At 35.2% G+C, this 26,085-nt stretch carries 32 protein-coding genes, 2 pseudogenes and 1 riboswitch; of the genes and pseudogenes, 33 read left to right on the top strand and 1 reads right to left on the bottom strand.

The window, feature by feature from the left end:
• The first annotated feature begins 69 nt into the window (after window positions 1–69).
• From OWR28_RS05535 to OWR28_RS05380, 32 genes and pseudogenes are all read left to right on the top strand, one after another.
• Window positions 70–348, top strand: a complete 279-nt coding sequence (locus tag OWR28_RS05535) for a co-chaperone GroES (protein ID WP_002976538.1) — start codon at window positions 70–72, stop codon at window positions 346–348.
• A 95-nt stretch (window positions 349–443) separates the two neighbouring features.
• Window positions 444–2,068, top strand: a pseudogene (groL, locus tag OWR28_RS05530) (chaperonin GroEL).
• 101 nt (window positions 2,069–2,169) lie between these two features.
• Window positions 2,170–2,514 (top strand): antibiotic biosynthesis monooxygenase, encoded by a 345-nt coding sequence (locus OWR28_RS05525; protein WP_332385790.1) that lies wholly within the window; start codon window positions 2,170–2,172, stop codon window positions 2,512–2,514.
• 390 nt (window positions 2,515–2,904) lie between these two features.
• On the top strand, window positions 2,905–3,111 hold the full coding sequence (locus OWR28_RS05520) for a hypothetical protein (RefSeq protein ID WP_332385789.1): 207 nt from the start codon (window positions 2,905–2,907) through the stop codon (window positions 3,109–3,111).
• A gap of 53 nt (window positions 3,112–3,164) precedes the next feature.
• On the top strand, window positions 3,165–3,566 hold the full coding sequence (locus OWR28_RS05515) for a phosphotransferase (protein WP_332385788.1): 402 nt from the start codon (window positions 3,165–3,167) through the stop codon (window positions 3,564–3,566).
• A gap of 241 nt (window positions 3,567–3,807) precedes the next feature.
• A complete protein-coding gene (locus OWR28_RS05510) occupies window positions 3,808–4,929 on the top strand; it encodes a DUF262 domain-containing protein (protein WP_332385787.1) in 1,122 nt (373 codons plus the stop codon).
• Window positions 4,929–5,456 (top strand): hypothetical protein, encoded by a 528-nt coding sequence (locus OWR28_RS05505; RefSeq protein ID WP_332385786.1) that lies wholly within the window; start codon window positions 4,929–4,931, stop codon window positions 5,454–5,456. Before OWR28_RS05510 ends, OWR28_RS05505 begins: the two co-directional genes overlap by 1 nt.
• 220 nt (window positions 5,457–5,676) lie before the next feature.
• Window positions 5,677–6,084, top strand: coding sequence for a helix-turn-helix transcriptional regulator (locus OWR28_RS05500; RefSeq protein ID WP_114819374.1), 408 nt, complete (start codon window positions 5,677–5,679; stop codon window positions 6,082–6,084).
• A gap of 19 nt (window positions 6,085–6,103) precedes the next feature.
• Window positions 6,104–6,307, top strand: coding sequence for an ADP-ribosyltransferase (locus tag OWR28_RS05495; RefSeq protein WP_332385785.1), 204 nt, complete (start codon window positions 6,104–6,106; stop codon window positions 6,305–6,307).
• A gap of 418 nt (window positions 6,308–6,725) precedes the next feature.
• Window positions 6,726–7,019: a hypothetical protein gene (locus tag OWR28_RS05490; RefSeq protein WP_332385784.1), complete on the top strand. Its 294-nt coding sequence runs from the start codon at window positions 6,726–6,728 to the stop codon at window positions 7,017–7,019.
• 205 nt (window positions 7,020–7,224) lie between these two features.
• Window positions 7,225–7,584 carry a hypothetical protein gene (locus OWR28_RS05485; protein WP_332385783.1) on the top strand — a complete coding sequence of 120 codons (360 nt, stop codon included), beginning with the start codon at window positions 7,225–7,227 and terminating at the stop codon, window positions 7,582–7,584.
• Between the two features lie 140 nt (window positions 7,585–7,724).
• Window positions 7,725–8,294: a hypothetical protein gene (locus OWR28_RS05480; RefSeq protein ID WP_332385782.1), complete on the top strand. Its 570-nt coding sequence runs from the start codon at window positions 7,725–7,727 to the stop codon at window positions 8,292–8,294.
• A gap of 274 nt (window positions 8,295–8,568) precedes the next feature.
• Window positions 8,569–8,970, top strand: coding sequence for a tetratricopeptide repeat protein (locus tag OWR28_RS05475; RefSeq protein ID WP_332385781.1), 402 nt, complete (start codon window positions 8,569–8,571; stop codon window positions 8,968–8,970).
• 573 nt (window positions 8,971–9,543) lie between these two features.
• Window positions 9,544–10,719 carry a Kelch repeat-containing protein gene (locus OWR28_RS05470; protein ID WP_332385780.1) on the top strand — a complete coding sequence of 392 codons (1,176 nt, stop codon included), beginning with the start codon at window positions 9,544–9,546 and terminating at the stop codon, window positions 10,717–10,719.
• A 189-nt stretch (window positions 10,720–10,908) separates the two neighbouring features.
• The gene (locus OWR28_RS05465) at window positions 10,909–12,003 is read left to right on the top strand and encodes a hypothetical protein (RefSeq protein ID WP_332385779.1); all 1,095 of its coding nucleotides are present in this window, start codon (window positions 10,909–10,911) and stop codon (window positions 12,001–12,003) included.
• 178 nt (window positions 12,004–12,181) lie between these two features.
• Window positions 12,182–12,661 carry a hypothetical protein gene (locus tag OWR28_RS05460; RefSeq protein WP_332385778.1) on the top strand — a complete coding sequence of 160 codons (480 nt, stop codon included), beginning with the start codon at window positions 12,182–12,184 and terminating at the stop codon, window positions 12,659–12,661.
• Window positions 12,662–12,663: 2 nt separating this feature from the next.
• Window positions 12,664–13,104: a hypothetical protein gene (locus OWR28_RS05455; RefSeq protein ID WP_332385777.1), complete on the top strand. Its 441-nt coding sequence runs from the start codon at window positions 12,664–12,666 to the stop codon at window positions 13,102–13,104.
• Between the two features lie 112 nt (window positions 13,105–13,216).
• Complete coding sequence (locus OWR28_RS05450; protein WP_332385776.1) at window positions 13,217–13,900, top strand: hypothetical protein; 684 nt, start codon at window positions 13,217–13,219, stop codon at window positions 13,898–13,900.
• A gap of 89 nt (window positions 13,901–13,989) precedes the next feature.
• On the top strand, window positions 13,990–14,535 hold the full coding sequence (locus OWR28_RS05445; protein ID WP_332385775.1) for a hypothetical protein: 546 nt from the start codon (window positions 13,990–13,992) through the stop codon (window positions 14,533–14,535).
• A gap of 7 nt (window positions 14,536–14,542) precedes the next feature.
• Window positions 14,543–15,202: a DUF2461 domain-containing protein gene (locus OWR28_RS05440; RefSeq protein ID WP_332385774.1), complete on the top strand. Its 660-nt coding sequence runs from the start codon at window positions 14,543–14,545 to the stop codon at window positions 15,200–15,202.
• A gap of 234 nt (window positions 15,203–15,436) precedes the next feature.
• Window positions 15,437–16,225 (top strand): hypothetical protein, encoded by a 789-nt coding sequence (locus OWR28_RS05435; protein WP_332385773.1) that lies wholly within the window; start codon window positions 15,437–15,439, stop codon window positions 16,223–16,225.
• 9 nt (window positions 16,226–16,234) lie between these two features.
• The gene (locus tag OWR28_RS05430; protein ID WP_332385772.1) at window positions 16,235–16,690 is read left to right on the top strand and encodes a hypothetical protein; all 456 of its coding nucleotides are present in this window, start codon (window positions 16,235–16,237) and stop codon (window positions 16,688–16,690) included.
• Between the two features lie 85 nt (window positions 16,691–16,775).
• Window positions 16,776–18,182: a serine hydrolase gene (locus OWR28_RS05425; protein WP_332385771.1), complete on the top strand. Its 1,407-nt coding sequence runs from the start codon at window positions 16,776–16,778 to the stop codon at window positions 18,180–18,182.
• 333 nt (window positions 18,183–18,515) lie between these two features.
• Window positions 18,516–18,899 (top strand): 5-carboxymethyl-2-hydroxymuconate Delta-isomerase, encoded by a 384-nt coding sequence (locus OWR28_RS05420; protein WP_332385770.1) that lies wholly within the window; start codon window positions 18,516–18,518, stop codon window positions 18,897–18,899.
• 32 nt (window positions 18,900–18,931) lie between these two features.
• Window positions 18,932–19,432, top strand: coding sequence for a DinB family protein (locus OWR28_RS05415; protein ID WP_332385769.1), 501 nt, complete (start codon window positions 18,932–18,934; stop codon window positions 19,430–19,432).
• A 628-nt stretch (window positions 19,433–20,060) separates the two neighbouring features.
• The gene (locus tag OWR28_RS05410; RefSeq protein WP_332385768.1) at window positions 20,061–20,213 is read left to right on the top strand and encodes a hypothetical protein; all 153 of its coding nucleotides are present in this window, start codon (window positions 20,061–20,063) and stop codon (window positions 20,211–20,213) included.
• A gap of 77 nt (window positions 20,214–20,290) precedes the next feature.
• Window positions 20,291–20,893 (top strand): hypothetical protein, encoded by a 603-nt coding sequence (locus OWR28_RS05405; RefSeq protein WP_332385767.1) that lies wholly within the window; start codon window positions 20,291–20,293, stop codon window positions 20,891–20,893.
• Window positions 20,894–21,007: 114 nt separating this feature from the next.
• The gene (locus tag OWR28_RS05400; protein ID WP_332385766.1) at window positions 21,008–21,784 is read left to right on the top strand and encodes an alpha/beta fold hydrolase; all 777 of its coding nucleotides are present in this window, start codon (window positions 21,008–21,010) and stop codon (window positions 21,782–21,784) included.
• A gap of 20 nt (window positions 21,785–21,804) precedes the next feature.
• On the top strand, window positions 21,805–22,158 hold the full coding sequence (locus tag OWR28_RS05395) for a DUF2200 domain-containing protein (protein WP_332385765.1): 354 nt from the start codon (window positions 21,805–21,807) through the stop codon (window positions 22,156–22,158).
• Window positions 22,159–22,165: 7 nt separating this feature from the next.
• Complete coding sequence (locus OWR28_RS05390) at window positions 22,166–22,696, top strand: hypothetical protein (RefSeq protein WP_332385764.1); 531 nt, start codon at window positions 22,166–22,168, stop codon at window positions 22,694–22,696.
• Window positions 22,697–22,820: 124 nt separating this feature from the next.
• A riboswitch (FMN riboswitch) is annotated at window positions 22,821–22,946 on the top strand.
• 92 nt (window positions 22,947–23,038) lie between these two features.
• Window positions 23,039–23,684 (top strand): annotated as a pseudogene (gene ribB, locus OWR28_RS05385) (3,4-dihydroxy-2-butanone-4-phosphate synthase).
• Window positions 23,685–23,818: 134 nt separating this feature from the next.
• Window positions 23,819–24,817 (top strand): T9SS type A sorting domain-containing protein, encoded by a 999-nt coding sequence (locus OWR28_RS05380; RefSeq protein WP_332385763.1) that lies wholly within the window; start codon window positions 23,819–23,821, stop codon window positions 24,815–24,817.
• 20 nt (window positions 24,818–24,837) lie between these two features.
• On the opposite strand, the gene OWR28_RS05375 is transcribed toward OWR28_RS05380, so the two are convergent.
• On the bottom strand, window positions 24,838–25,473 hold the full coding sequence (locus tag OWR28_RS05375) for a hypothetical protein (RefSeq protein ID WP_332385762.1): 636 nt from the start codon (window positions 25,471–25,473) through the stop codon (window positions 24,838–24,840).
• Between the two features lie 68 nt (window positions 25,474–25,541).
• Between OWR28_RS05375 and OWR28_RS05370 the strand changes: the two genes are divergently transcribed.
• Complete coding sequence (locus tag OWR28_RS05370) at window positions 25,542–25,742, top strand: hypothetical protein (protein WP_332385761.1); 201 nt, start codon at window positions 25,542–25,544, stop codon at window positions 25,740–25,742.
• The last annotated feature ends 343 nt before the right edge of the window (window positions 25,743–26,085 follow it).

Here is a 26,085-nt window from a genome sequence, read left to right as displayed (position 1 = left end):
TCCATCGGCGTCTCATGGCATACATTTAGAGAATTTCAAGACAGAAATAATTAAAAAATTAAATATATTATGTCAGTAAACTTTAAACCATTGGCAGACAGAGTTCTGGTAGAGCCAATCGCAGCAGAAACTAAAACAGCTTCAGGTATTATTATCCCGGATACTGCAAAGGAAAAGCCGCAAGAAGGTACTGTAGTAGCAGTAGGTCCTGGTAAAAAAGACGAGCCTACAACGGTTCAGGTAGGTGACAAAGTACTTTATGGTAAATATTCAGGTTCTGAATTGAAGTTAGAAGGGAAAGATTACTTAATCGTAAGAGAAGCTGACTTATTGGGAATCATCGGTTAATTTGTAAAAAGTAAAATGTATTCATGTAAAATGATATTTTCAGAATACAAAATCATTAATACATTGTACAAAGTACATTAATACAATAAAAAATTATGGCAAAAGAAATAAAATTCGATATTGAATCAAGAGACGCTCTAAAGAGAGGGGTAGATGCATTGGCTAATGCAGTAAAAGTAACTTTAGGTCCTAAAGGGAGAAACGTAGTGATCGAAAAATCTTTCGGTGCTCCGCACGTAACTAAGGACGGTGTTTCTGTAGCAAAAGAAATCGAACTTGAAGATAAGGTAGAAAATATGGGAGCTCAGATGGTAAAAGAAGTAGCTTCCAAAACCAACGATATCGCAGGAGACGGTACTACTACCGCTACTGTACTGGCACAGGCTATCGTAAGAGAAGGTCTTAAGAACGTAGCTGCTGGTGCTAACCCTATGGATCTTAAAAGAGGGATCGACAAAGCGGTAACAGCTGTTGTGGAAAACCTTAAATCTCAATCTCAGGAGGTTGGAGATTCTTCAGAAAAAATCAAGCAGGTAGCTTCTATCTCTGCCAACAACGACGATACCATCGGTTCTTTAATCGCTGAAGCGTTCGGGAAAGTAGGTAAAGAAGGAGTAATCACTGTAGAGGAAGCTAAAGGTACTGATACAACAGTAGACGTTGTAGAAGGTATGCAGTTCGACAGAGGATACCAGTCACCTTACTTCGTGACGAACCCTGAGAAAATGCTAGCTGAACTTGAAAACCCATATATCCTTTTAGTAGAGAAGAAAATCTCTTCCATGAAAGAATTGTTACCGGTTCTTGAGCCAATTGCACAAGGTGGTAAGTCTTTATTGATCATCTCTGAAGAAGTTGAAGGAGAAGCTTTAGCTACTTTGGTGGTAAACAAACTAAGAGGTTCCCTTAAAATTGCTGCTGTAAAAGCTCCTGGATTCGGAGACAGAAGAAAAGCAATGTTAGAAGATATCGCGATCCTTACAGGTGGACAGGTGATCTCTGAAGAGCAAGGTTTCACTATGGAAAACATCTCTTTGGATATGCTTGGAACTGCTGAGAAAGTAACGATCGACAAAGACAACACAACTGTTGTAAACGGTGGTGGTGACGAAGCGAAAATCAAAGGAAGAGTAGCTCAGATCAAAGCTCAGATGGAAACTACAACTTCTGACTACGACAGAGAGAAACTTCAGGAAAGACTGGCTAAGTTAGCTGGTGGTGTTGCTGTACTTTACGTAGGAGCTGCTTCTGAAGTGGAAATGAAAGAGAAAAAGACAGAGTAGATGATGCCCTACACGCTACAAGAGCGGCTGTAGAAGAAGGTATCGTTGCCGGTGGTGGTGTTGCTTTAGTAAGAGCAATTTCTTCACTTGACAATCTTTCAGGATCTAACGCTGATGAAACTACAGGGATCAAAATCGTGAAGAGAGCGATCGAGGAGCCTTTAAGACAAATCGTTGCCAACGCAGGGGGTGAAGGTTCTGTAATCGTTGCTAAAGTAGCAGAAGGAAACGGAGACTTCGGATACAACGCGAAAACTGACGAGTACGTACACATGCTTGAAGCAGGAATCATTGACCCAACTAAAGTAACAAGAGTTGCCCTTGAAAACGCAGCTTCAGTTTCCGGAATGCTTCTTACCACTGAATGTGTAATCACTGAAGTGAAGAGCGCTGAACCAGCTATGCCAATGGGTGGTGGAATGCCAGGAATGATGTAATAGCGAGTCGCTGAGACAATTTAATATACTAACCGTTCTGCTTTTGTGGAACGGTTTTTTGTTTCCAGTTGATTAATGATACTTTTAAAATTGCCTTATAAATGGATATATTTGTAAAGGCAATTACAGAAAATATGAAAAACAAATATTTACTTCATGTAAAACTAACCGCAAAATCAGGACATAAAGAGGAGCTTGCTGATATTTTAATACAAGCATCTCAACTTGTATCAACAGCTACAGGTTGTAAACTGTATGCAGTTAGTAATGACAAGGATGATGCAAATTCTGTTTATGTTACAGAAATCTGGGATAGCAAAGACGACCATGACAATTCTTTAAAAATTGAGGGCGTGAGAGAGCTTATCATGAAAGCAATGCCCATATTAGACGGACAGCCAACGAAAGGACAAGAACTGGAAATTGCAGGAGGTGCAGGAATATAAAAAACAAGTGTGAGTGTTATACTCATATAAAACTAACCATAACCATAGATAACGAAGAATTAATGCCAGAGAAATTTCCCACGATAAACAGCACACTTTCACCAAATACACTTGGAAAACTCATACAACAACAATATGGATTAAGCGGCAAAACTGAATGCAGCATATTTCGACTTGCCATGAACCATTTATACATCGTTCACGACAGCGAAGTCAAATATGTTTTTAGAGTCTACACTTGTGATTGGCGGACAAAATCAGAAATTGAAGAAGAGCTAAGACTTTTACTTCACTTAAAAAAATAACCGGCAGGTTGCTTATCCTATAAAAGACAAATCAAACGAGTACATTCAGGAAATTGAAGCACCGGAAGGAAAAAGATTTGGCGTTTTGTTTTCATATGCCAAAGGAACAAAGACCGCAAAATTTTCATCTCAGACAAGTTTTCTCATCGGGCAGGCATTGGCCAAAGTTCATCAATCGACAGAAGGTTTTGAACTGGAAAGGATGTCTTACAATAGTGAGAACCTGCTTATAAAACCTGTTTCCAGAATAAAAGAATTCTTTCATAAAAACATCATCGAAATTGAATTTTAGAAAAACTCTCTGCTTTTTTAACGCTGAAAATCCAAAATACCAACCTATCGAAAATGAGACATGGGAGTGTTCATCTTGACGTTTGGTTTGATAATTTACACATTGATGATGAAAAGGAAATCACATTTTTTGACTTTGATTTTTCCGGCAACGGGTATTTATGTTTTGACATTTCTTATTTTATGTTCCAGTTACTTGCCACTCATTTAAACGAAGAAGAATATCAGGAAAAGGCAGAAAGCTTTTTGAAAGGTTACGAAACAGTAACTGAGATCAGCAGCGAAGAAAAGCAGTTTTTACCTTTCGCCTGTTTAGCCATTATGACCTATTACATCAGCGTACAATGCGACAGATTCAACTATTGGACGAATATTTTCCTTAACGAAGATCATTTAAAAAGAATGGTTGGGAATTTGAAACGCTGGATAGCATACAACAAAATTGAAATTGAATAACGGTCAGCAACCGAGGCAATTTAATATATTAACCGTTCTGCTTTTGTGGAACGGTTTTTTTGTGGATTATGGTTTTCCGTAAGGAAACAGTATATTTATATTTTATATTTAATAATTAATAGATAGCAAAACTAAAACAACATTAGCACAGTTGTAAATATTGTACACTGGCGCAATGCGTAAATTTGGATATTGTATGTCATGCTAAAAACACTATCTTTAACAAGAAAATATCATAAATATGAATGAAGAATTTGATTACCCATTTGATGAAGAATTAGAAGTTGTAGAAAATAGTGGTTCTTGGCTAGATGATTCTGCCGATCTTCCACCTAATGATATTGTAGCATACAATGAATTGAGATCTTGTGCTGATATAGTTAGAATGTACAAAAATAGACAATTAACAATACAGCCAGACTTTCAAAGGGATGTTGTTTGGAAAAGACCAGACCAAACGAGATTTGTTGACTCTCTAATAAAGCAACTACCTATACCGAGTATGTGTATAAGTCTCGATTTTAATACAAATGAAAGATTGGTTATTGATGGATTGCAAAGAATTTCAACAATAATCAATTTCTTAACTAACGACGACTATCAACTATCAATCTTAGAAGATATTGACGATAAAATTTCCGGAAAAACAGTTTCCACAATTAAATCTAAAAACAAAACTTTATATGATAGGGTTGAGAATTTAACTATTCCAATTACAGTTTTAAGATGTGATTATACAAAGAAAACTCATATGGATTATTTGTTCACAATATTTCATAGATTAAATTCAGGCGGCTCGAAACTTAATAATCAAGAAATCAGAAACTGTATTTATAATGGAAAATTAAATTCTTTATTAAAAAATACAGTAAAATATCCAAATTACAAAAGATTATTTAATATCGACGACAATAAAACATATAGATTTGCTTTTGAAGAACTAAATCTTCGATTTTTTGCTTTTTCAGAATGGCTTGATAAATATAATGGTAGACTTGCTAAGTTTCTAAACGAGTATATGTATGAGAAAGAAAAAAATCCTAAGGGGACAAAAATTTCTGATAAAGAACTTGAGGAAAAAAGATTATATTTTCAAAGAACAATCGATTTAACATTTACAAAAGTTTATAACGGTCATACTGCTGAAAATGTAAGTAAATCAGTCATTGAGGCAGTTCTAATTGGCGTTGGTAAAAATCTAAATTATATTGACGGTTTGACAATTCCTCAATCACAAGCATTACTTGAAACTTTAAGAAACGATCAGCTATTTTCTGTAGACAGTTTGAAGGAAGGACTTTCTCAAAAGGCTAAAGTTACAGCGAGAATAAATAGAGCAATTGAAATATTTTCTGGTAATTAATGGTTGTCAAAAAACACATATTAGTTACTATACAAAAACTAGATAGATTGTACAATTCATCTCCAGCAGAAGCAACTTACTATTCTAAGTTAGCAATTATTGAGCTGTGTGGATGGATTGAACATAGTATGGATAATATCGCAGACAATTTTGCAAATAGACATTTAATATCTACTCCTTTCAAAGACATTTACTCGAATGTTAAGACTGGTACTTTCGGGTTTGAGTACAAGAAAAATTTTAGAAAAATGTTGGGTAGTACTATCGGTCTACACAATATGGAATCAATCGAGTTGTCATTAACAGCTACTGGTGAAATTGCCATTCTTGAAGCAACATTAGGATCGTTAAAAACACAAAGAGACAATGCTGCACACACCTTTATAAATGCAACAACAACCTATCAAGCGCCTTCTGTTACAAAATCTCAATTATTAATAATTTATCCTATTCTCAAAAGATTGGACAACAAGTCCGGGCTTTGTAAAAACATGAACACCCCGCTATCGCACGATTGTATCGTGTAGCTTCGGTTAAAATTATATAATTTATTATACTGTAACCCCGCTACCGCTCGATTATATCGTGTGTCTTTAACTTTTAGATCATAGTATTGGAATATTTAGATAAACAAAATCCGAAGTCTCCCACTTCGGATTCTTATATCCCACCATCTAAAATACCCCCACTTCCCCATTTCCTATCCCCCAACTTTTACTTATATTTGTTTCTATAACGTACACAAATATGCAAAACAAAAAAATACATCAGGGGAGAAATATCAAGCGTTTTCGGGAGATGTTGGGCATCAAGCAGGAGGCTTTGGCTTTTGATCTTGGTGAAGACTGGAACCAGAAGAAGATTTCGCTTTTGGAGCAGAAGGAAACTATTGAAGATCCTTTGCTGAAGAGGATTTCTGAGGTATTGAAAATTCCTGTAGAAGCTTTCCAGAATTTTGATGAAGAAGAAGCTGTAAATGTAATTGCCAATACTTTTGGTGATCATAGTATTGGATATCAGAAAAATGACAATCCTATTTTCAATCCTATAGAGCAGGTACTAAAACTACACGAAGAAAAAATTGCGCTGTACGAAAGAATGCTGAAAGAAAAAGATGAAATGATGGCCAGACTGGAGCAGCTGATTCAGAAATAAAAAAGCCTCCTATTAAGATATGGACAGTGCCCTCATTAAATATGTCAACGAAAGTTTATCCGCAGAATTGAGAGAAATCTCAACATCAAAACGTGCAGGATATGAGCATGGGTTAACTATTCATGAAAAAGCCATTATTTATCACTATACAGATTCAGGATATGACTCTTTAAATGAACGATTAAGAAATGGACAAGATATAAATGATTTTGGACTTTTTTAAATTATAGCTTAGATAAATTACCAGATTACCAAGCTCTTTGTTACCGTACCATTCGGTGCCCAAAAAGAGATCTTGAAAAATATTATTCAGCGCTCAGTAACAATGGCATTATTATTGAAAAATCATTCTTATCTTGCAGTAAATCAAGATCATTAGCACTTTATTTCAGTGACAGCCCCTTATTCATAATTTTATCAAAAAGAGGAAAAGATATTGAAAAAATTGCTAAATTTGGAGTAGATAGTGGACAAAACGAAAAAGAAATTGTATTTAAATCGGGTTCAAGATTTAAAGTTTTAGACATTAAGGAAGCAGAAAATAAAATTACGATAACGTTAGAAGAGATATAAAAAATGGATTTAATAAAAGAATATTATAAAAATACAAATTTCAAAAATGACTCTGATTTTTTGAGAATTTGGAAGACATTTTTATGTTCGGAAATATTAAATCTGAATATAAAAACAATGATTTTATCAACCATAAAGAGTTAATCAATTTACAACTAATAGATTTTCTTAAAAGTTTATTATCACAAGATTTATTAACCAACAAAAGAGAAAAGATTGCTGCTATTAATTTGATTTCAGAAATGGATCTTAGAAATGAATTTTTGGAATTAATTAAAGAGAAAAACAACAATAATAAAGCTAAAATTTCTGAGAGATTAGGAGCTAAGTTTATGTCATCAGTAGATAAGAGTAAACATTAATCTGTCCTGAAAGACTATTCTAATATAAAACTTTACTATACCATCTGAAATTTTACACTAATAATAACCGCTTTATCTTTGGAGCGGTTTTATCTTTCAAATTATATTGCTTTTGGATAATAAGTTTTCAGTTCATTCATTATCATTTTACTTATATTTGTTTCTATAACGTACATAAATAAACAAAACTAATAACCAACCCTTCATGAAACTCTATACTTTCATAGCAGTACTATTCTTGCTGTCCTTCAGCTGTGCAAAAAAAGACCAATACCGTGTAGGCCAGCAATGGAACTACAAAACCCGTCCTACGGAAAAAAACTCTATCCTTACCATATTAAAGATTGAGGAATACCCCGAAATTGGAAAGGTGATTCATATTTCTGTCAGTGGGTTGAAGATGAAAAACCCTGCCAGCCCTAGCGGTTATGCAGAAAACCTCAGCCATCTTCCCCTATCAGAAGAAGCTTTAAACAAAAGTATAACCACCCTGAAAAGTGAGACCGGCAAAAGCCGGATTCTCTTGAACTGGACGGATATTCTTACTGGAAAAAGAATTCGATAAAGGAAATGCCGGGATATTTACCATTCCCGTTTCTGAGATCGTAAGTACAATGGAAAAATCTATTGTGGCAGGGGATTATACGAAATAAAATCCAACACTTCCCAATGCTTTTTTATACGATCATAACAATATATATTCTCATGAAATCAAGAATTCTCTTTATTCTTATTATTCTAATTTCTTATAGTTGCTCACTAAGTAAATATCATAACGTTCCTGTTCGAAATGAAATTGATCTTTCTTTTAAAAGCTTCAGTGAAATTAAAAAAGAAGAAATGGATAAAGCATCAAAAGATATTACTCTTGGATATTTTTGGGGAATTGGAGAAGATATTTATCCCGCTTTTCAAAAATATAAGTTTGAAATTCCCAGATCATATCAACGAAACGAAAATAACTTCATTCTTAAAGTAGATTATTTTTTCACCAAAGATGAGCAAATCAAGTTCAAGTCTTATGAATGGAATGAAAATGAAAAAATTGAAACTTCGAATGAAATGTTTAACGAAAAATTCCACGAAATAAAAAAATATATTACTGAAAATCTTGGAAAACCATCCCTTGAAATATATGAAGATTTAGAAAAATCTACAGAAGAAACGGTAAGGGATGATATAAAATGGCACAATAAAAATTTAAGTGCTTATTTATTTCGTTTCAGAGGAAAAGGTGGATTTGATCAAATACGTTTGGCAATTTATTGTGATTAAGAATATTGTTATGAACAGAAGAATATTAATAAAATAAAGCTATACATGAAAAAAAATTACTATTAGGAATATTGTTCTCTGTTTCAATTTTTTTCACATTAAAGCTCAGGATTTTCCACAAAAATTTGAAAAGGAATTTTGCATTTGTTTATCTGGTAAAACAAATTATACTGATGAAACATTTAAAACTTGTTCCTATGAAGTAATGTCAAAACTTCACAAAGATTTTGAAAACTTTCATAACAGCACAGCCAACAAAAACAGAGATGATTTTATGAAAGAATGTATGATCAGATTAATAAATAATTGTGATCCTTTCTATATTCATATGGCTGATTTAAAGAAAACAGGAATGGACAAGTTTAGAAATGATTACAAAGACATAAGTATCGATTCTCTAAAAAATAAATTTACTGAAACAAAGCTCTTATCTGATTATTGGGAAATAGCCAACTGGTATTTTGCCCATAATGAAAATGAACAGGCTGAAAGGATATATAAAGAAATTTTAAAAAATGAACCTGATCAAATAGAAGCTGCGTATATGTTAGGGGCACTTTATGATGAATGGGGAAAATACCAGGAAGCAAAAGTTTTATACGACAAAGTATATAAAATTACAGGAAATATACAGTATAAATTATATTCGGAAATGGATTTGAAAAGGATAAAATAATGATCACATGATTCAGAAATAAAATTGCTTATAAGTAGAAAAATTAGTTTGCTAACTCCCAAAGCCTTTCGACTTTGCATAAAAATCACCCCAAAGCCATCAGATTTCGGACAATAAAGTATCTCCAACCCCTTCAGTGCCCCCTCCGGCCCCTTCCATAAGCCCCTATAGCCCCTTGACTAAGGAGGTATCTCCCCTTCGGAACGGCCTGTACCCCCTTATGCAACCCCCTATAACCACTTCACTAAGCCCCTTCACCCCCTTCCATAAGCCCCTTCACCCCCTTCCATAAGTCCCTTCACCCTCTTGGATAAGGGGCTATACCCTCTTCATAACCCCCTCTACCCCCTTAGGTAAGGGGGTAACTGTACCTGCAGAAATATAAAGTGTGAATGAAATCAACCGTTTTTTTAGAAAAAATAACCTGATGTTTGCCTGAATAAAGCACTTTTAAAAATTCTCTCCAACTTTTTCCTATCTTTAAACCACGAATATGCTATTAAAGACTGATCCGGAAAATAAGCCTGAATCACTGAAAGTATAAAACAGAACCCAACACTAAAACCCATACCATTGAAAACAAAATTATTATTCCTGTCATTTTTGAGTTCACTGCTGGCTCATGCGCAAACCCTTAATTTTAAAAGTCTCGCCAATATGTCGGTAGGCAGAGGAGCTGCAACCTGTGTCATTGTAGATGATAATATATACGTGATCAATGGATATCAGGAAAGCGGAGGCAATGCCAACTATATTGAAAAATATAATATTACTGATAACAAATGGAGTGTTCTCAATTCTATTCTAAGTCCCAAAAAATTTGCTAATTCGGAGACTTATGATCATAAAATTTATATTTTTAACGGTTGGGGAAACAGCCATCTTGAAATTGTAGACCTTGCAACCCTTAAAGTAACGAAGGGTGCTGTTAACCGCTCCTACACAGGAAATGCAGGTTCTGCCATCCATAACGGAAAAATATATGTGTTCGGCGGCAGCGGACTCAACGGCGCTGCAACCACTGCCTTTTCCAACAGGTTCCAATATTATGATATTGCTTCCAATACATGGCATCCATTACCGGATATGCCCACAGCCAGAGAAGCAAAGGGTAAGATTGTGAATGACAAGCTTTATGTCATTGGCGGTTTTAACGGTACTTCATCCCGCCTGATCAATATCTACGACATCAACACCAACCGGTGGACCGATCAGATTACAATGCCAGCCGGGATATCCGGACATGCATTAGCGGTATCCGGTGATAAGATTTTTATTGCAGGGGGCTATAACAATCAGACTTTTCTGGCCTATTTTGATACGGCAACCAATAAATTCCATCAGCTGTCATCCAATATGATCCCCAGAAGACACGCTGCAGCGGAAGTATATAACAATAAATTATATATCATCGGCGGAAGTACAACATCTGTAACCAAATCAGCTATTAAAAGCTTACAAGCAGCTGATATTTCTGAAAGCGCTCTCTCTTCAAATGCAGCCGGGGAAAACCGTGAGACTAAAACAAAAGTCTATACCAACGCATCCAGAGACGGTTTCATCATCAGCAATAAAAATAACAGCAATCAATTTGAATTTACCGTGTACTCTTTAGATGGAGAAGTGATCAACAGGGGCTTTGCCTATTATAACAGAAATATAGATTTATCCAAAGTACAAAGAGGAACTTATATTTTCAGTTTTAAAGATGAGAAAGGCATTTTGCAGAAGATTAAAATTGTAAGATGATAGTAAGCTTCAGACACACAATTCCGTCATAATAATCCGGAGACTAATTAATACCAGATACACCAGCATGCAAGACATGTTCTATGGAAGGTATTATTCGATAAATAAAACTTCAACATCAGAATTCTCCTCCTATATTTAAATTTATTCACAAAAGCTTTAGCCGATAGTAATACATGAAAACTACAAATGGAAAATATTTTTAAAAACTACGAAAAAACGTTAACCCGAAAACACAGTATTGGCTTCACTCCCAAATATAAAGAAGAATTCAGAACATTTGTCAACGAAGTACTTTTTATTGCCATTGCAGAAAAAACATTTGAAAAATTAGGCTGGGATATCGTTTATAAAGATGATCAAAGTATCGAAGCAAAATATAAAGATACAGGATGGATAAATGAGCGTTGGACGGAAATTATTACAGCAAATTATAAAAATGGCGGAGTCCTGGTAAAAAGCGAATCTTTAGGTAACGAAATATGGGACAATGGAAAAAACTCTAAGAGAGTTAAACTATTTATTTATGCTTATCAGGAAACCTTAAAAACGTTCAATATACAAGCGCTTAAGGATCTCGAAAAGGAAATAGAAAAGAAAAATAACTGGGATGACTATATAATCCCTGAAACACTACCCCAACCAACACCAGCAAAAATTCCTACTATCACACTACCAGTTATTGGTGGTATATTTATTTCCCTGATTACTGGATTTCTGGTAGCGTGTCTTTCTATAAAAGGGCTATATTTTATTGGTCTTTTTGAGTTTCTTGTAGCAACAGCTCTTGTTTGTGTGATGAAATATTTAATTAAATTCTCTAATTATACTGATTTTAATAAACTGTTATATCTACTAGGCGGAATGATCGTGCTAACATATGCTTCAAATGAATATTTTCAGTATGAAATAATTTTAAACACGAATAATCTTGAGAGAATTGGATTTTGGAATTTCCTAAAAATAAGATTTTTACACGGCTTTACAGTTAACAAAATAAATTTAGGATGGATTGGATGGATCATTATATGGATTGTACAGCTTGGGTTAACAGGTATTTTTGTTTACTTTAGGTTAGCCTCTGTACTTACGAAATATGTCATTGAAAGAGTACCGGCTGAAGTTGTTGATTTTGCATTTTATCATGCAGTTAAAGATAAGTCAGAGGAAGAGATCAGAGCAGAGCTTGCCAACAAAGGATGGTCACATGTACAATCTCAAAATGAAGTTTTTGAGGCCATTGGTGGCCATCAAAATGTAGTAACCCTGAATAGAATTAAATAAATCAGATCATATTCAACATTACTGCCATTATACAAATAGCATGAAAAATATAAATCCAATTGTGATTTTTCTAGCCCTGATGCTTCATTTAAATATCAGTGGACAAACCTTCAATATCACCGAACGCCAAATCCAAATCAATACGAACAATATTTTCAGACCCGCTTCAAAAGTTGAAATGATAACTTCGTTAAAGTTTAAAAATGATTATTATTCAATATTTGAAGAAACCCAAATGTATGACTTTGGCCATAAAAGAAAGTATCTGATAAAATATAACCTTCAGGGGGAGATACTATTCTCAGAAAAATTACCGGAAGAGCTTTCCAATAGCTATTATCTGGATTTGTTTGCACTGGACGGTCATGTATATGTTCAGCTCAATAATAATACAAGATATGTACTTGATACAAAGAGTAATCAGTTTATAGAAACTACTAAAGGCGATGATCTGGTGTATAAAGATGACAATTATAAAGTTATGTATAAAAGTTTTGGAGAATGGGGACAGGCAACATGGTTTATCAACACAAAAGATAAGTCAGAATTTTTTGCAAGCTTAAATGGCAAGAACATTAATTTTTTAGCAGGAAAGTTTTACATCACCAATCTTTCTGTCAAAGTATACAATTTATTTCTTAATCCAAATAATATTTAACCATGAAAAAATTATCTTACATTTCAATTTTCCTGTTTAGTTTACAATCATTTGCTCAGGCTGGACCACCTCCGGTAGCCTACCCAACTGAAGAAAATAAAATTTTAATCGATAAACTGATGGAGACCACCGAATTAAAAAGCTATATCTATAATTACTGCATTGACAGAATAAATCTCGCATCCAGATTAGAAAAATGGGATGAAAACAAGAAGAACGAAATCATAAAAAGCATTCATCTCGAAAAAATGGACGATGCCGTCTATAACTCATTCAGCAGTTATACAAAGGAAGAGTTACAACTGCTCATCAATTCATTCAACAAATTATCAAAAAGAAAATCATATATATTTCCAATGCCTTCAATCTTACAGGTGAGAATGGAAGGGTTTTCTAAATCATTAATTAACGGAAACTATTTATATTTGAATGAAAAGAAGTAAAATATTTTACGTACATAAAATTGATGATATATCTCCGGATTGATAAAAATAAAGAGAAATGGGGCCAGTGAAAGTATAAAACTTAGCCAGCCTGCAACACCGGAAGCTAGATTTGAAAACTAATAACCGTACTATGACTGCTCAGGAACTTGAATTATTATTAACAGACAGAGCCCGGACATCTGATCTCAGACAGAAAGCATTTGACACGCTTCACAAAATACTTTCCGAAGACCCTGACGAACTGATAGGAGGTTTCGCACCCGGTGAAATTACCTTCCTGTTTGACGGCTATCAATATCTGACTGAACAGAGATACAGCGAACCTATTATCAGAGCAAGAATAGGTATATATGTGGAAAATGATATGTATCTTGGAAATTCAGAACCCATCGGATATTATGATCTTGAAATGGATTTTGACGGCGAAATAGTGGATGACTGGTTTGTTATCGAAAAAGAAAAGTACCTGAAAGACATCGGAATCATATCCTATTTTCAGGGAATGAACAAAAAGATGCCTTCTCAATATCTTACCGGAAATCATGGCGAATATGAATTTGTTTCTTACATATCCTTAATCGGAACGTTATTCATCAGCAAAGAATTCGAAAGTTCCGGAGTATTCGTCAACAAAGCAAATACTTATCTGAAAACCGATGGCAAACCCTTACCTGATAAAGATTACTTAAAGGAATGCCGATATTTCCTGAAAATAATGAGCCGCTACCTGATAGAAAACAACCTGATCAGTGAAGAATTGAAACAAAGATTAGACTTGAAACGTGAAAAATAAAGTCTCCATTTTTTATCCCTCCAACTTTCCCTTATATTTGTTTCCACAACGGTCTGATCAATGATGAGGACATAAACCAAACAAAAAATATGACAACAAAAGAAGAATTCTGGGACAGGAAAAGAAAATTAAATGATGATTTTCTCGTAATGAGTTCCCTGTCAAATCCGGCCACCGAAGAACAGATTACAAGGTATGAAGAAAGTACAGGTTTTACATTCAGTGAAGATATTAAGGATTTCCTGACAACATTTGGCTCCTTGCTTTTTGAAGTTAAAGAAGAAATATGGAAACGGCCCGAAGAGTTTGATGTTCTTCCAGCCTGGAAATTCGGGTACGGCTTTTTTGTGTACGGGCTTTCGCAGGATGAAGAAATGCCTTCATGGATGGGGTTTGAAGAGAAACATGCCGAAGCTCTTGAATATAAAGAAAAGCCTCTGGGCCAATTATTTTTCAAACGCAGCGGAAATCTGTACAGAGCCTATACAGACAACGGAATCATAAAAATTGAATATGACAAATATGACGAGGAAGATTATGAAGTATTTGAAGGAAACATTTATGACTTTTTAATCAAAGAAATTGACAAATTAGAAGAAGATTATCAGGAATATATCAACGAAGGAAAGTCATGATCTGAATATGAAAAAAGCATTTGAATTTCTTACCCATTTAAAAGAAAATAACAACCGGGAATGGTTCGCTAAGAACAAATCTGAATATGATGCCATTGTAAAAGAAAATAAAGTTTTATTTACGCAGATCTATCATGAACTTCAGGAGCATGATCAGCTTAAAGGAATGCATATTTTCAGGATTTACAATGACGTCCGTTTTTCCAAAAACAAAACACCCTATAAAACCAATTTCGGAGCGGGATATTCCCGTTCGAAGCCTATGCTGAGAGGCGGATATTATATTCAGCTGGAGCCGGGAAACAGTTTTGTAGGAGGAGGCTTCTGGGGTCCGGAAGCCAAAGATTTACTCCGTATCCGTAAAGAATTTGAAATCAGCAGTACAGAAATTGAAAAAATTATTTCCGATACAACTTTCATCAAATATTTTGGAGAACTTAAAGGTGATGCTGTAAAAACAGCACCACGGGGTTTTGATAAAAATCATCCGGCTATAGACCTGATCAGAAAAAAACAATTCCTGGTAATGCGGGAATTTACTGATAAAGAAGTTTTATCAGATAATTTTCAGAAAGAAGCAGTACTTACCTTGCTTGCCATGCGTCCCTTTTTCGATTATATGAGTGATGTACTTACGACGGATCTGAATGGGGAACCTTTGTTTTAAAGTTGATGTATTCAACTAAATAATCTGTTTTTTATTCTATTCTACTTATTTGTAATTTAGCCAATCCTAAAAAACAAAACCATGAAATCCTACATTTTATTTTCTCTTCTTTTTATTTCCTGCATAGTAACCGGCCAGGGAAAAGAATACCCATCCATAAAAAAGGAGATTTTCCTGAAGGCATTTATATGACCCTGGAAGATGTTTTAAATAAAAAACCGTCTTCCACCGGAAATGTTTACGACTTACAAAAACCTCTTAATTGATGAAAAACTATACCATTATTTGCTTCTTTCTTTTTTCCTGCATGATATGGTCTCAGGAAATAATATATCCCCAATACACTTACAAAAAAACGTAAACAGTATCAATACTATAAAAACAGATAACGTTTATTTCTTCTATTTTAAAGAAGTACAATACATTGGACCTTTTGTTAAAAATATTTCACTTGAGTATGTTGAAAATGATCGATACAGTAAATTACTGGATCATAACTATAGATATGAAAACTTTGATACTCTCAATGATGAACTTAAAAAACGAGAATATAAAGATCTCCGTATTTTTGTGGATACATCTCAAAAAACACCATTATCTAAAACTGATATTGATAGCACAAAAATATCATATGCAGACCGTCTTGCCAAAATAGACAGTTTAAATGCTGGTTTAAAGCTGTCAAAAGAAATCCCACTCATTATAAGGTACTACGACGGATTTCCTGTTACCATTTACAATATGGAGGAAAAGGAACGTTTAATCGGTTTTGGTAATAATATAATACTAGAACTTGAAGGCCTCGATAAAAATCACCAATGGAAAAAAATATACGGTTTCAGAAGATACACATGTGGAACAGGTATTAAGTTTTTCGTCTTAAAACCAAAAGAAATAGCAACTGTGTTTGAACCTCGCTTAAGCGGCAATTTTAAAACAAAATTCAGATACAGATTGGGAAATATTCTTTCGAATGAATTTGATGGAAGTATCAATGATAAATATTTCGAAAATAAAGATTAATTTATTCTTTTGTTAATTACATTTGCCATTATTTTTATTTGTTTTGTGGTTCTTGTATTTTCAGTAGCAAAACTGTATTATCCGGAAGAGAAAGATTATGATTCATTTGAAAAGGAAATGGATAGACAGCATGAATATGACGGGATTTTTCAATACACAGAAAAAGGGTTTTATATTAAGCAAAATAATAACTCTGAATTTATAAAATGGGATGAAATTATTTCAATATATTTTTTCAGTGTCCCAACTCCATTCAGTGATAGAAAACAATCCGGGCTTGAAATCATTACGGGTAATAAAAGCTATGAATTTGATCATAATGTAACACCGGGAATCGTAAAATTAGAAGATCAGCTTTCCTTGAATCTTCCAACCTGGGATATAGATTCTCCAATGGTCAGAATTAATAATTTCGGGCTTGAGAAAACAAAGTTATTTGAAAAAAATAGTTCTAAATTACAATAAGTCAGAACTGTTCTTCAACGAAAAATATTTTCTGCAATAGCATGTAACAATATCACACCTAAAAGTGTCTTATTATAAAAGCTAAATGAAGTTTATTGTAACCTGCCTCGTTTTATTATTCTCTTCTGTTTCCCTTTTCTCACAGAAATCCCAAAACCTGGAACAGCTATTCTCAACGTACGAAAAAGCCGGTCTGTTCAGTGGTTCTGTTCTGATTGCTGAAAAAGGAAAAATTATTTTTGAAAACAGCTATGGCTACAGGAATGCACCTAAGAAGGAGAAAAACACCAATAACAGCATTTACCGGGTTTTCTCCACCACCAAAATGTTCACGGCAGCTGTTATTTTTCAATTGGAAGAACAGGGAAAATTATCTCTGAACGACAAACTCTCCAAATATTATCCTGATTTTCCGAAGGGTGACAGCATTACTATAGCGCATCTGCTTTCCCATACATCAGGAATTCAAAATCATACCAACTCTGAGGATACTGTAGATGAAGAAACATTTTTACAGTTTATTTCTGCAAAACCTTTGAATTTTTCCCCGGGCAAAGACTGGGATTACTCCAATTCCGGATATTATATTCTGGGGTATATTATTAAGAAAGTTACAGGGCTGGAGTATGATCAAGTCATAGAAAATAACATCCTGAAACCTTTGAAAATGAATCACAGTGGATTCAACTTTAATAATGTGACAGATAAAAATAAAGCATTGGGTTATGAATTTCTATCCGATAATAAATCTAATGAAGCATTACGTTTCAAAACTGACCATCCTTTTGCAGCAGGAGCCATGTATTCTACGGTGGAAGATCTTTTCAAGTTTAACGAAGCATTAAAGAATTATACCCTCCTGAAAAAGGAAAGCACTGATAAAGCTTTTACGCCTTATCTCAAGGATCATTATGGATTAGGCTTCCAGATTTCGACTGTTTTTGACAAAAAACGGGTGGGTCATGATGGCGGCGGACCAGGTTACAGGAGCAGATATTACAGAATTCCGGAGGATGATATTTGTGTGATTGTCCTATCAAATTCAGAACTTTCGCACACAGATTTTATCTTTCCCCTGGTGGAAAAAATACTGTACAATAAGCCTTATGATATTCCTGCTATTGCAAGAGTGAGCGCAGAAGACTTAAAAAAGCTGGAAGGAGTTTATTCCACCGAAAATTCAAACTTTTACATCAGAAGTGCTGATGGAAAGCTGGTCTTTAAAGAAGGCAGCTATCCAAGAAATGCCTTGCTTCCAAAAAGCAGGACCTCATTTCAATTGGATGAAAAATTTTCCTGTACTTTTAGGCCGGATCAAAATGGAAAAATAGATACTGCTGTTATACATTTCTGGGACGGAACGGTAAAAACAGCCAAAAGAAACAGCAATACTCTTACATGGGGAATTATTGGAAATGCCACCCCCAACGGCTGGGACGGGAAAGATATTCCGTTACAGGCAGATCCTAAAAACCCGATGTTTATTTTCTGAAAAATTATAAACTGAATAAGGGTAATCTGAAATTCAGGTTTAATAATGACTGGGGGTACAGCCTTGGACTGAATAATGATAATCAAAGTATTGCCTTTGATGCCTATGACTTCCCCATTTCGGAAGATGGAATTTATGATATTGTCCTCGACATGACCGATGCTGTAAAACCACGATACAGCATCAGGAAATCAAACCCATAAAATTGCCATTTGTAAGTAAAAATACACATTTTCAAACCGTTCTGTTTTCAGAACGGTTTTTATTTTTAATATCCATTGTTATTTTTTATTATTTTTATCTCACACAAAATCAAACTACAAAATATATTTTATGCCTCATTTTATTATAGAATGTTCACAGGATATTCTCCGGCAGAGAACCCCCGATGAATTACTGGATGCCGTTTATGAAGCAGCTGATGCAACAGGTCTGTTTGCTCCCAATGATATTAAAGTAAGGCTTCAGCCCTTTCAGTATTACAGATTAGGTACAGGTAAGAAAGACTTTTTACACGTATTCGGTTATATCATGCAGGGCCGTACGACAGATCAAAAAGCTGGTCTTTCAAAACAGATCACCAGCCGGCTTTCCGAATTGCTGCCTGAAATTTCCTTTCTTTCTGTCAACATCAGTGATTTTGAAAGAGCAACATACAGCAACAAAGCACTCCTCAATCCTGAAAATTCAGATCAGGACCGGCATTTCGGATTATAGCATCATTTCTCAAACCCAATAAATATAATATTATGAGCTTAAAAGCATTAGTCAGCAAAAGTGTACAGTACAACAACTGGGTGGTCAACAAATATATTGACTGGCTATCCACAAAGTCAGACGAACAGCTGAACCGGGAAACCATTTCAAGCTTTCCAACAATCTTAAAAACCCTGCATCATATCTGGCAAACCCAGGAATACTGGTGGAGCCACATTTCCGAAAATAATGATTTTGATTTTACCAAAACAGCAGAAGCTACCAGCAAAGAGGATGTTTTCAATGCTATAAAAAACAATTCACAAAAGCTGGTAGATTATGTGGAAAGCTTGACTGAAGAGGATCTTTCTAAAAATGTAAAGATAGAATCCCAATGGTTCCAATGTGACTTTTCCAAGTACGAATATATCCAGCATGCCATTCTTCACGGCACCTACCACAGAGGACAGATTGTAACAATGGGAAGAAATATCGGAATAACAGATGCTCCTATGACAGATTTTAACTTCTGGAATATTTATAAAGACAAGTAATAAAGAGTACAGTTTTGTGGATAAGTTGAAAACTAAATCTCATACCTCTGCAGGATTCCAGGTAAACAACTGGATACAAGTTACTTATATCACAAACATACAGTTATCCACATATTGAAATATCTGTGGATAACTTTTTATATGCCAATGTACCGCTGTGGATAAACTATGGATAAGTTTATCAGTCATTAAAAATAACCCCGATAACATTCTATAATTCAATAAATTAAAAATAAAATTATTTTTTGCAGAATTTTCAGCATAGAAAAGTCTGTGGATAAGTTATGTGAATAAGTTATCCACAGTTACATCTTCATATATTCATCTTTCAAATTCGAATAATGAACATTTATTCATAATTTATTATGTATACTTTTTTATAAATTGCAGTAAAAACAAATCACCAAACAAAGAAATAAATACCACAAAGCAATTCTATTCAAGTAATTAAGGATATATTTACCAAAACAAACTACAGATATGATAACGATTCTTGTTTATTATTCCCGATTAAATAAAATCTAAACAATCATTAACAGACATCTGCGCAAAAATAATTGTAACACTATGATGAAAAAGTTATCCACAAATAAAAACAGATTGAATAACTTAATAATCCCTCATTCAAATGACAACAACAGACATCAAAGAAAACATCATCCCTTATCTCGGGGAAACTGCACCGTACATTTCCATTCCTGAAAAAATTATTTATAACGGAAGCAGGATGGAAGCTGAAATTTCAGATTATGATTTCAGCAATGAAAATTTTCAAAACTGATAAAGATATTATCATCATTAGGTAGCTGTAACCTTTACAGACTTTTAAATACTTCATCCGGAGACCCGATTTATTTTATGGGTGAAAAGGTAAGGATAAGGCAACTTTCCTATAGAAAATCAGATTCCGCCTCCATCACCTGTGAGAGCTTCCTGGAATCCAAAAGAAAAGGTAAATCTTCACTCCTGATGAGAGATCATCACTCCGGGGAACCCCTCTACTCTTTCGAGCTCGATTATCATATTATAGCGAAAGATACGTTCAGACTTTTTTATAAAGACTATTTCAATGATGCTCCTGTGGAATATTATGATGAAAATCTTCCCGAAGGCAGGATTACCATAGAAGATGAACATACATTTAATGTTTTACTTAACCCTTTTACGCCTAACCAATGTAAAGGTCATTTTGAAAATTATCCTATCGTACCTTCTGTTTTTATCATGAACTGTACATTAAGGGAAATTCTTAATTTCATGGGAAATACCGGCACATATGAAATAGACAGCCTGGAAGGTTTTGCTACCAGGGCTATGCCGACAGGAATAGAATACAGAATTGAAATTTCTCACCAGCAGTTCTTAAAGAATCTTATTTTCTTCAAATGTGAAATAAAAGATCTCCTGGGAACACCTTATGCCATTATTATAGTCAACCTGAGATCAACTGATAAAAAATAAATTTCACAGCCCTGTATTTAAATGCAGGGCTGCTTTTACCATCTAAATCATTGAATTTCTAATAGCCTTTTCGTAAATTGGGCTAAAAATAAAGTACACCAATTACTCATTGAAATGGAAAAATATACAATCTCATCAGATGGCCGGAAAATTCATTATAAAGAATCGGGCAACGGAAATACAACTTTAATTTTTATCCACGGATGGCTCGGCAACACAGAGTGGTGGGCAGATCAGCAGCAATATTTTGCCAGCCGGTATCACATTGTACTAACAGACCTTGCAGGACACGGAAAATCTGATTCATCCAGAAAAGAATGGACGAGTGCCCGATATGCCGATGATATTAAAGCGGTTGCTGATGCTGTTCATTCGCAGGAAATAATTCTTGTGGGACATTCCATGTCCGGAGCCTATGTTCTGGAAGCTTCTTTACAGATTCCGGCGGTAAAAGCTATAATTCTGATAGATACATTGAAAAACCTGGACGAATCATTTACTGAGCAGCAAGCTGAAGAAGTGCTCTCTCAATACAGAAAGGACTTCAAATACACTGTGGAAAACTTTCTGCCGCAATTTTTATTTGCAGAAGGAACTCCACCCGCTGTAAAAGAAAGAGTACAGCGTGAATTCCTTCAAAACGATCCTGAACTGGCAATCAATGCTCTGTGGCCTTTATATAAAACAGACTTCAAAACAATTGCAAAACAGATTCAGGTACCCGTTATAGCTATTAATTCAGATGCTTCTCCTACCCATTTGGAAAACAACCGGAAATATCTGAAAAACTATGATTATGTAACCATTGAAGGCGTTGGCCATTATCCTATGCTGGAAAAGCCGGAAGAGTTTAACAGGATACTTGATCAGGTCATAAAAAGATTAGACTAAAAAGCCATTAAACAATCAATATGCAGAATACCCGAATTTTCGCAATGCCTTTTGCAAGTGTTTATCCACATTACGTTCAAAAAGCAGAAAGGAAAGGACGCACTAAAGAAGAAGTTCATGAGATTATATTCTGGCTAACCGGATATAATGAAAAAGAGCTTCAGGAAATATTAGATCTGAAAACAGATCTGAAAACATTTTTCGAAAAAGCTCCTCAGATCAATCCGAATGTTTCACTGATCAAAGGCATCATTTGCGGATATCGTGTGGAGGAAATTGAAGATGAACTGATGAGAAATATCCGCTATATGGATAAACTGATTGATGAGCTGGCAAAAGGAAAGAAAATGGAAAAAATTAAAAGAAAAAATTAAAATTTCAATGTACGAATGGAATTATTTTTACGGAGCTATCATGCTGGATGAGGACTATAGCGGTTTTCTAAACTTCATTAACAATAAAATGCAGTATCAAAAATATTTTTATTTGCATCCGGAAATTTTCTCCCGTGCTACCCAGGAACCAGCTTATTATTATGACAATATTCTTATTTCTTTTGGAAGGACAGAAAGATGGCTTATCGACGATACAAGGGAATTACAAAACTTTATTCGTGAATTTGAAGAAATATTGAGCCATCTTGATTTTGAACATGCTCAGATAAAGACAGGAGGAATAAACTCTGATCATTCTTTCTTCTGGTCAAACAAAGAAAAGATAACAAGGTCTTATCAGTCTGATATGATGATGGGTATTCTGAAACATTATCAGATAAGACTTTATGAAAGCGAAAAGTATTATTTCGGACTGGGAGAGATTAATCTATCTACAGGAATCTTCAACAGAAAAAATGATGACCATGATCTAAGCTCCTTTGACAGACAATACAAGAATTTCAGCTATCCTTTTTAAAGGGCAAAAATTACACAATTCTTTTCCCTAATTCAAAAAACTTCCCGAAATTAGCAGTCTGTGCGTTAAATACTATTCAATGAAATAAAAAATTTAATTACAACATACAGCAAAACTTAGTATAAGTTTTCTTCGGGGCAGGGTGAAATTCCCTACCGGCGGTTACAGTCCGCGACTCCTTTCTTTTGAAGGGACTGATCTGGTGAAATTCCGGAACCGACAGTTAAAGTCTGGATGGGAGAAGAAAATGAGATGATCAGTAAGATTCCTTATGGGCTCTTATTGTATCGTATTTCATTTCCATGTACCGAAGACTATTTTAACTTTTAAAAGTAAAATAACATGGAAAAATTATTGGAACAATTCGGAGCAAACTCCAGAGAACGTGTAGAAAAAGCACTTGCAACGTTACAACAGGGAAAAGGTATTCTTTTAGTAGATGATGAAAACCGCGAAAACGAAGGCGATATCATCTTTCCCGCTTCCACAATTACAGAACAGGACATGGCACTTCTGATCCGCGAATGCAGCGGTATTGTCTGCTTATGTATTTCTGAGGAAAAAAGCCGCCACCTCAACCTCCGTCCGATGGTGGAAAACAACAATTCAAAAATCAAACCGCATTCACAATTTCCATTGAAGCCAGGGAAGGCGTAGAGTCTGGTGTTTCAGCCAAAGACCGTGTCACTACGATCAGAACAGCTGTTGCCACTGATGCACAGGCAGAGCATATTGCAAGTCCTGGCCATGTTTTTCCCTGATCGCCAGAAAAGGTGGTGTATTTGAAAGGCGTGGTCATACCGAAGGCAGTGTAGATCTTGTAAAAATGGCTAATCTGGGTGACGATGCCGTACTTTGTGAACTGACGAATGAAGATGGCTCTATGGCAAGACTTCCTGAAATTGTGGACTTTGCCAACAGAAAAGGGATGAGTGTCGTAACCATCGAAGATATTTATGCTTACCGCAAAATGATAATGAGCAATTAGACTTAACATTTTTAACGCACAGAGCCGCCTGTTGATATGATCAGCAGGCGGTTTTTTCAAAAATTCAATTAAAAACAAAATAAATTAACATTTGAATACTATTTTTTAATTATTTTTAACAAAAATTTCTGACTATGAAAAAATCTTTACTCCTTTTATTAGGAGCATCTGCCATGTTCTCTGCGCAGATCACGCTTACCAAAGCAGCCAATGACCCTATTGCCGGGAATGTTGTTAATTACAACCATGTAACCGGAACTGTAAACAACTCTGCAACAGGAGCCAACGTTACGTTCTCAAACCCAGGCCTTACAATGGGCATCTCGTCACAAACGACCTATTCGGTTCCTACTTCTACTGAGATAACAACTTTTCCAGGTTCTACTATTAAAATGATAGATGGGGCAACTACCGTTTATTATAAGGCATCTGCCACTAAGCTGGAAATCACGGGAATTGTAAACCCTCAGGCCACCTTAAACTTTAGTGTGGACAACGGTACCTATATCAGTTATCCGCTAACTTACGGACCCGCACAAAACGACACAGCCAAAGGAACCTTCTCTTCATCTTCCGCCAACGGATTGTTCAGCGGTACAATGACGGCCGTTGCTGATGCGTACGGAACCCTGATTATAGGAAATCAAACGTACAGCAACGTGCTCAGGGTAAAATATACACAAAACTTTAATCTGTATCCGACTTTTGATATTACTTATTCCAACCCTATCGGAACACTTACCAATACCGCTTATGCTTATTATGATGCTTCTCACAGATACGCACTGCTAAGTTCCACAAGCGGAAATATCAGCATTCCGTTGTTGAGCATCAACCAGACAGTAGCCACCGCATTGGCTTTGAATGAAACATTCCTGTCAACCAGCAATGCCGTAAAAAAAGAAAACTTAATGGTTTATCCTAATCCTGCTCAGGACTTTATAGGCTTCAAAGGAAATACGGATAATTATTCCAAAGCAAATATTTACAGCCTGGATGGAAAGCTGGTTAAAACATCAGATATAAAATCCGGAAACGTACAGATCTCAGACCTTCCGCCAGCGTCTTACTTCATTGAGATCAGCGGAAAAAATGCTGCAGACACAAAAAACACAAAATTCATCAAGAAATAACAAAAGCAAAATCCCCGCTCCTACAAGTGAGCGGGGATTTTTTTATTAAGATTCAAATTAGCCTCTAAAGGTGGCTGCAGGAGCCGTTTCATTATTAAGCTTTCTCTGCATCTCCGTTCTTTTCCTTTTGAAAAATCATAGCTGAGCCCCAGTATAAACATCGGTTTATTGTTCATCATCTGAGTATGAAGTCTATAATCAACCAGGCTCTCCGGTAAACTTTTTGTTTTATACCCGGAAGGCATTCCTATCCAGTACATCCCTATTGAAAATGTCCAGTTTTTATGTTTATAGCTCACAAAAATATGGTTCTGGCTTTCGTTTGTATTCAGGAAAGCCCCGCTAAGGCTGTACACCGGAATATTAACCTGATATTGTACAGAAAAAGATTTATACTCCGGAGAAACTACAAAATAATTTCCTAAATAATCATTTTTAATCAAAGCACCGTTACTTTCAGAAGTAGGTGCAATCACAGTTTTTACTACAAGCAGACTGTTTCCGGAAGGTTTAAAGCCAAAATATTTATTGTTAAAAGAATAGGTCAGGTTATTGGAAAATACCTGTTGAGATTTCAAGAAAGGATTTCCTCTCTGAACAACATTAGGTGCCAATTGCACTACATTACTGCTCAAAGCATTACTCCACGGACTCACCGGACTGTAACCGGATGTAAAACGAAGATTCTGATTGCTTTTAATGAAAAAGTTTTTTACAGTACTGTTTGGTTTTTGCAGGCAGCCTGGTATTCTCACAGGTAGGGGTTAATACTGTTAATCCCCAGAGTATGTTCCATGTAGACGGCGGAAAAGACAATCCGGTTCAGGGAAGCCCCACGGCAGCACAGCAGGCCAATGATTTTGTCATCAAATCAAAGGCAATGCAGGAATATGTCTCCGGATTTTCATTCCCATCTGTTTCCTGAAATACAAGTGAATGACGAAGTATTGGTCTGTGAGGCCATCTTTATGAACCTTTTGAAAGAACGGCCGGAACCAATAGAGATCCTGCAGCAGCCAGCCCAAATCAGCACCACAGAGAAAGAGTTTTATGGATTCTGCTGAAAATTTATCAGTCAGGAAATTTTAATATGTAGTTTTTGGGCTAGGTGTCATGAATTTAAAATGACAGTGAGTACAATCAATTTTTACAATATTTTTTTCTGTTATTATTGATTATTGAGATTTTTGCATACAAAGCTGTTTAAACTTTTTTAAAGAAAGCGTTTCCATAAAATCAGCAATTCAGAGTTGCAAAAAAAAGAACTA

The organism is Chryseobacterium sp. 1B4, from assembly GCF_036631475.1.
In the GTDB taxonomy this organism is placed as follows: domain Bacteria; phylum Bacteroidota; class Bacteroidia; order Flavobacteriales; family Weeksellaceae; genus Chryseobacterium.
This window is presented reverse-complemented; position numbering and strand designations above follow the sequence as displayed.

Bases quoted from the DNA above. Each gene is read 5' to 3' on its own strand.
- OWR28_RS05535 (WP_002976538.1), top strand. From the start codon at position 70: ATGTCAGTAAACTTTAAACCATTGGCAGACAGAGTTCTGGTAGAGCCA.
- OWR28_RS05525 (WP_332385790.1), top strand. From the start codon at position 2,170: ATGGATATATTTGTAAAGGCAATTACAGAAAATATGAAAAACAAATAT.
- OWR28_RS05515 (WP_332385788.1), top strand. From the start codon at position 3,165: ATGAGACATGGGAGTGTTCATCTTGACGTTTGGTTTGATAATTTACAC.
- OWR28_RS05510 (WP_332385787.1), top strand. From the start codon at position 3,808: ATGAATGAAGAATTTGATTACCCATTTGATGAAGAATTAGAAGTTGTA.
- OWR28_RS05505 (WP_332385786.1), top strand. From the start codon at position 4,929: ATGGTTGTCAAAAAACACATATTAGTTACTATACAAAAACTAGATAGA.
- OWR28_RS05500 (WP_114819374.1), top strand. From the start codon at position 5,677: ATGCAAAACAAAAAAATACATCAGGGGAGAAATATCAAGCGTTTTCGG.
- OWR28_RS05495 (WP_332385785.1), top strand. From the start codon at position 6,104: ATGGACAGTGCCCTCATTAAATATGTCAACGAAAGTTTATCCGCAGAA.
- OWR28_RS05485 (WP_332385783.1), top strand. From the start codon at position 7,225: ATGAAACTCTATACTTTCATAGCAGTACTATTCTTGCTGTCCTTCAGC.
- OWR28_RS05480 (WP_332385782.1), top strand. From the start codon at position 7,725: ATGAAATCAAGAATTCTCTTTATTCTTATTATTCTAATTTCTTATAGT.
- OWR28_RS05475 (WP_332385781.1), top strand. From the start codon at position 8,569: ATGAAAGAATGTATGATCAGATTAATAAATAATTGTGATCCTTTCTAT.
- OWR28_RS05465 (WP_332385779.1), top strand. From the start codon at position 10,909: ATGGAAAATATTTTTAAAAACTACGAAAAAACGTTAACCCGAAAACAC.
- OWR28_RS05460 (WP_332385778.1), top strand. From the start codon at position 12,182: ATGATAACTTCGTTAAAGTTTAAAAATGATTATTATTCAATATTTGAA.
- OWR28_RS05455 (WP_332385777.1), top strand. From the start codon at position 12,664: ATGAAAAAATTATCTTACATTTCAATTTTCCTGTTTAGTTTACAATCA.
- OWR28_RS05445 (WP_332385775.1), top strand. From the start codon at position 13,990: ATGACAACAAAAGAAGAATTCTGGGACAGGAAAAGAAAATTAAATGAT.
- OWR28_RS05440 (WP_332385774.1), top strand. From the start codon at position 14,543: ATGAAAAAAGCATTTGAATTTCTTACCCATTTAAAAGAAAATAACAAC.
- OWR28_RS05435 (WP_332385773.1), top strand. From the start codon at position 15,437: ATGTTTACGACTTACAAAAACCTCTTAATTGATGAAAAACTATACCAT.
- OWR28_RS05425 (WP_332385771.1), top strand. From the start codon at position 16,776: ATGAAGTTTATTGTAACCTGCCTCGTTTTATTATTCTCTTCTGTTTCC.
- OWR28_RS05420 (WP_332385770.1), top strand. From the start codon at position 18,516: ATGCCTCATTTTATTATAGAATGTTCACAGGATATTCTCCGGCAGAGA.
- OWR28_RS05415 (WP_332385769.1), top strand. From the start codon at position 18,932: ATGAGCTTAAAAGCATTAGTCAGCAAAAGTGTACAGTACAACAACTGG.
- OWR28_RS05410 (WP_332385768.1), top strand. From the start codon at position 20,061: ATGACAACAACAGACATCAAAGAAAACATCATCCCTTATCTCGGGGAA.
- OWR28_RS05405 (WP_332385767.1), top strand. From the start codon at position 20,291: ATGGGTGAAAAGGTAAGGATAAGGCAACTTTCCTATAGAAAATCAGAT.
- OWR28_RS05400 (WP_332385766.1), top strand. From the start codon at position 21,008: ATGGAAAAATATACAATCTCATCAGATGGCCGGAAAATTCATTATAAA.
- OWR28_RS05395 (WP_332385765.1), top strand. From the start codon at position 21,805: ATGCAGAATACCCGAATTTTCGCAATGCCTTTTGCAAGTGTTTATCCA.
- OWR28_RS05390 (WP_332385764.1), top strand. From the start codon at position 22,166: ATGTACGAATGGAATTATTTTTACGGAGCTATCATGCTGGATGAGGAC.
- OWR28_RS05380 (WP_332385763.1), top strand. From the start codon at position 23,819: ATGAAAAAATCTTTACTCCTTTTATTAGGAGCATCTGCCATGTTCTCT.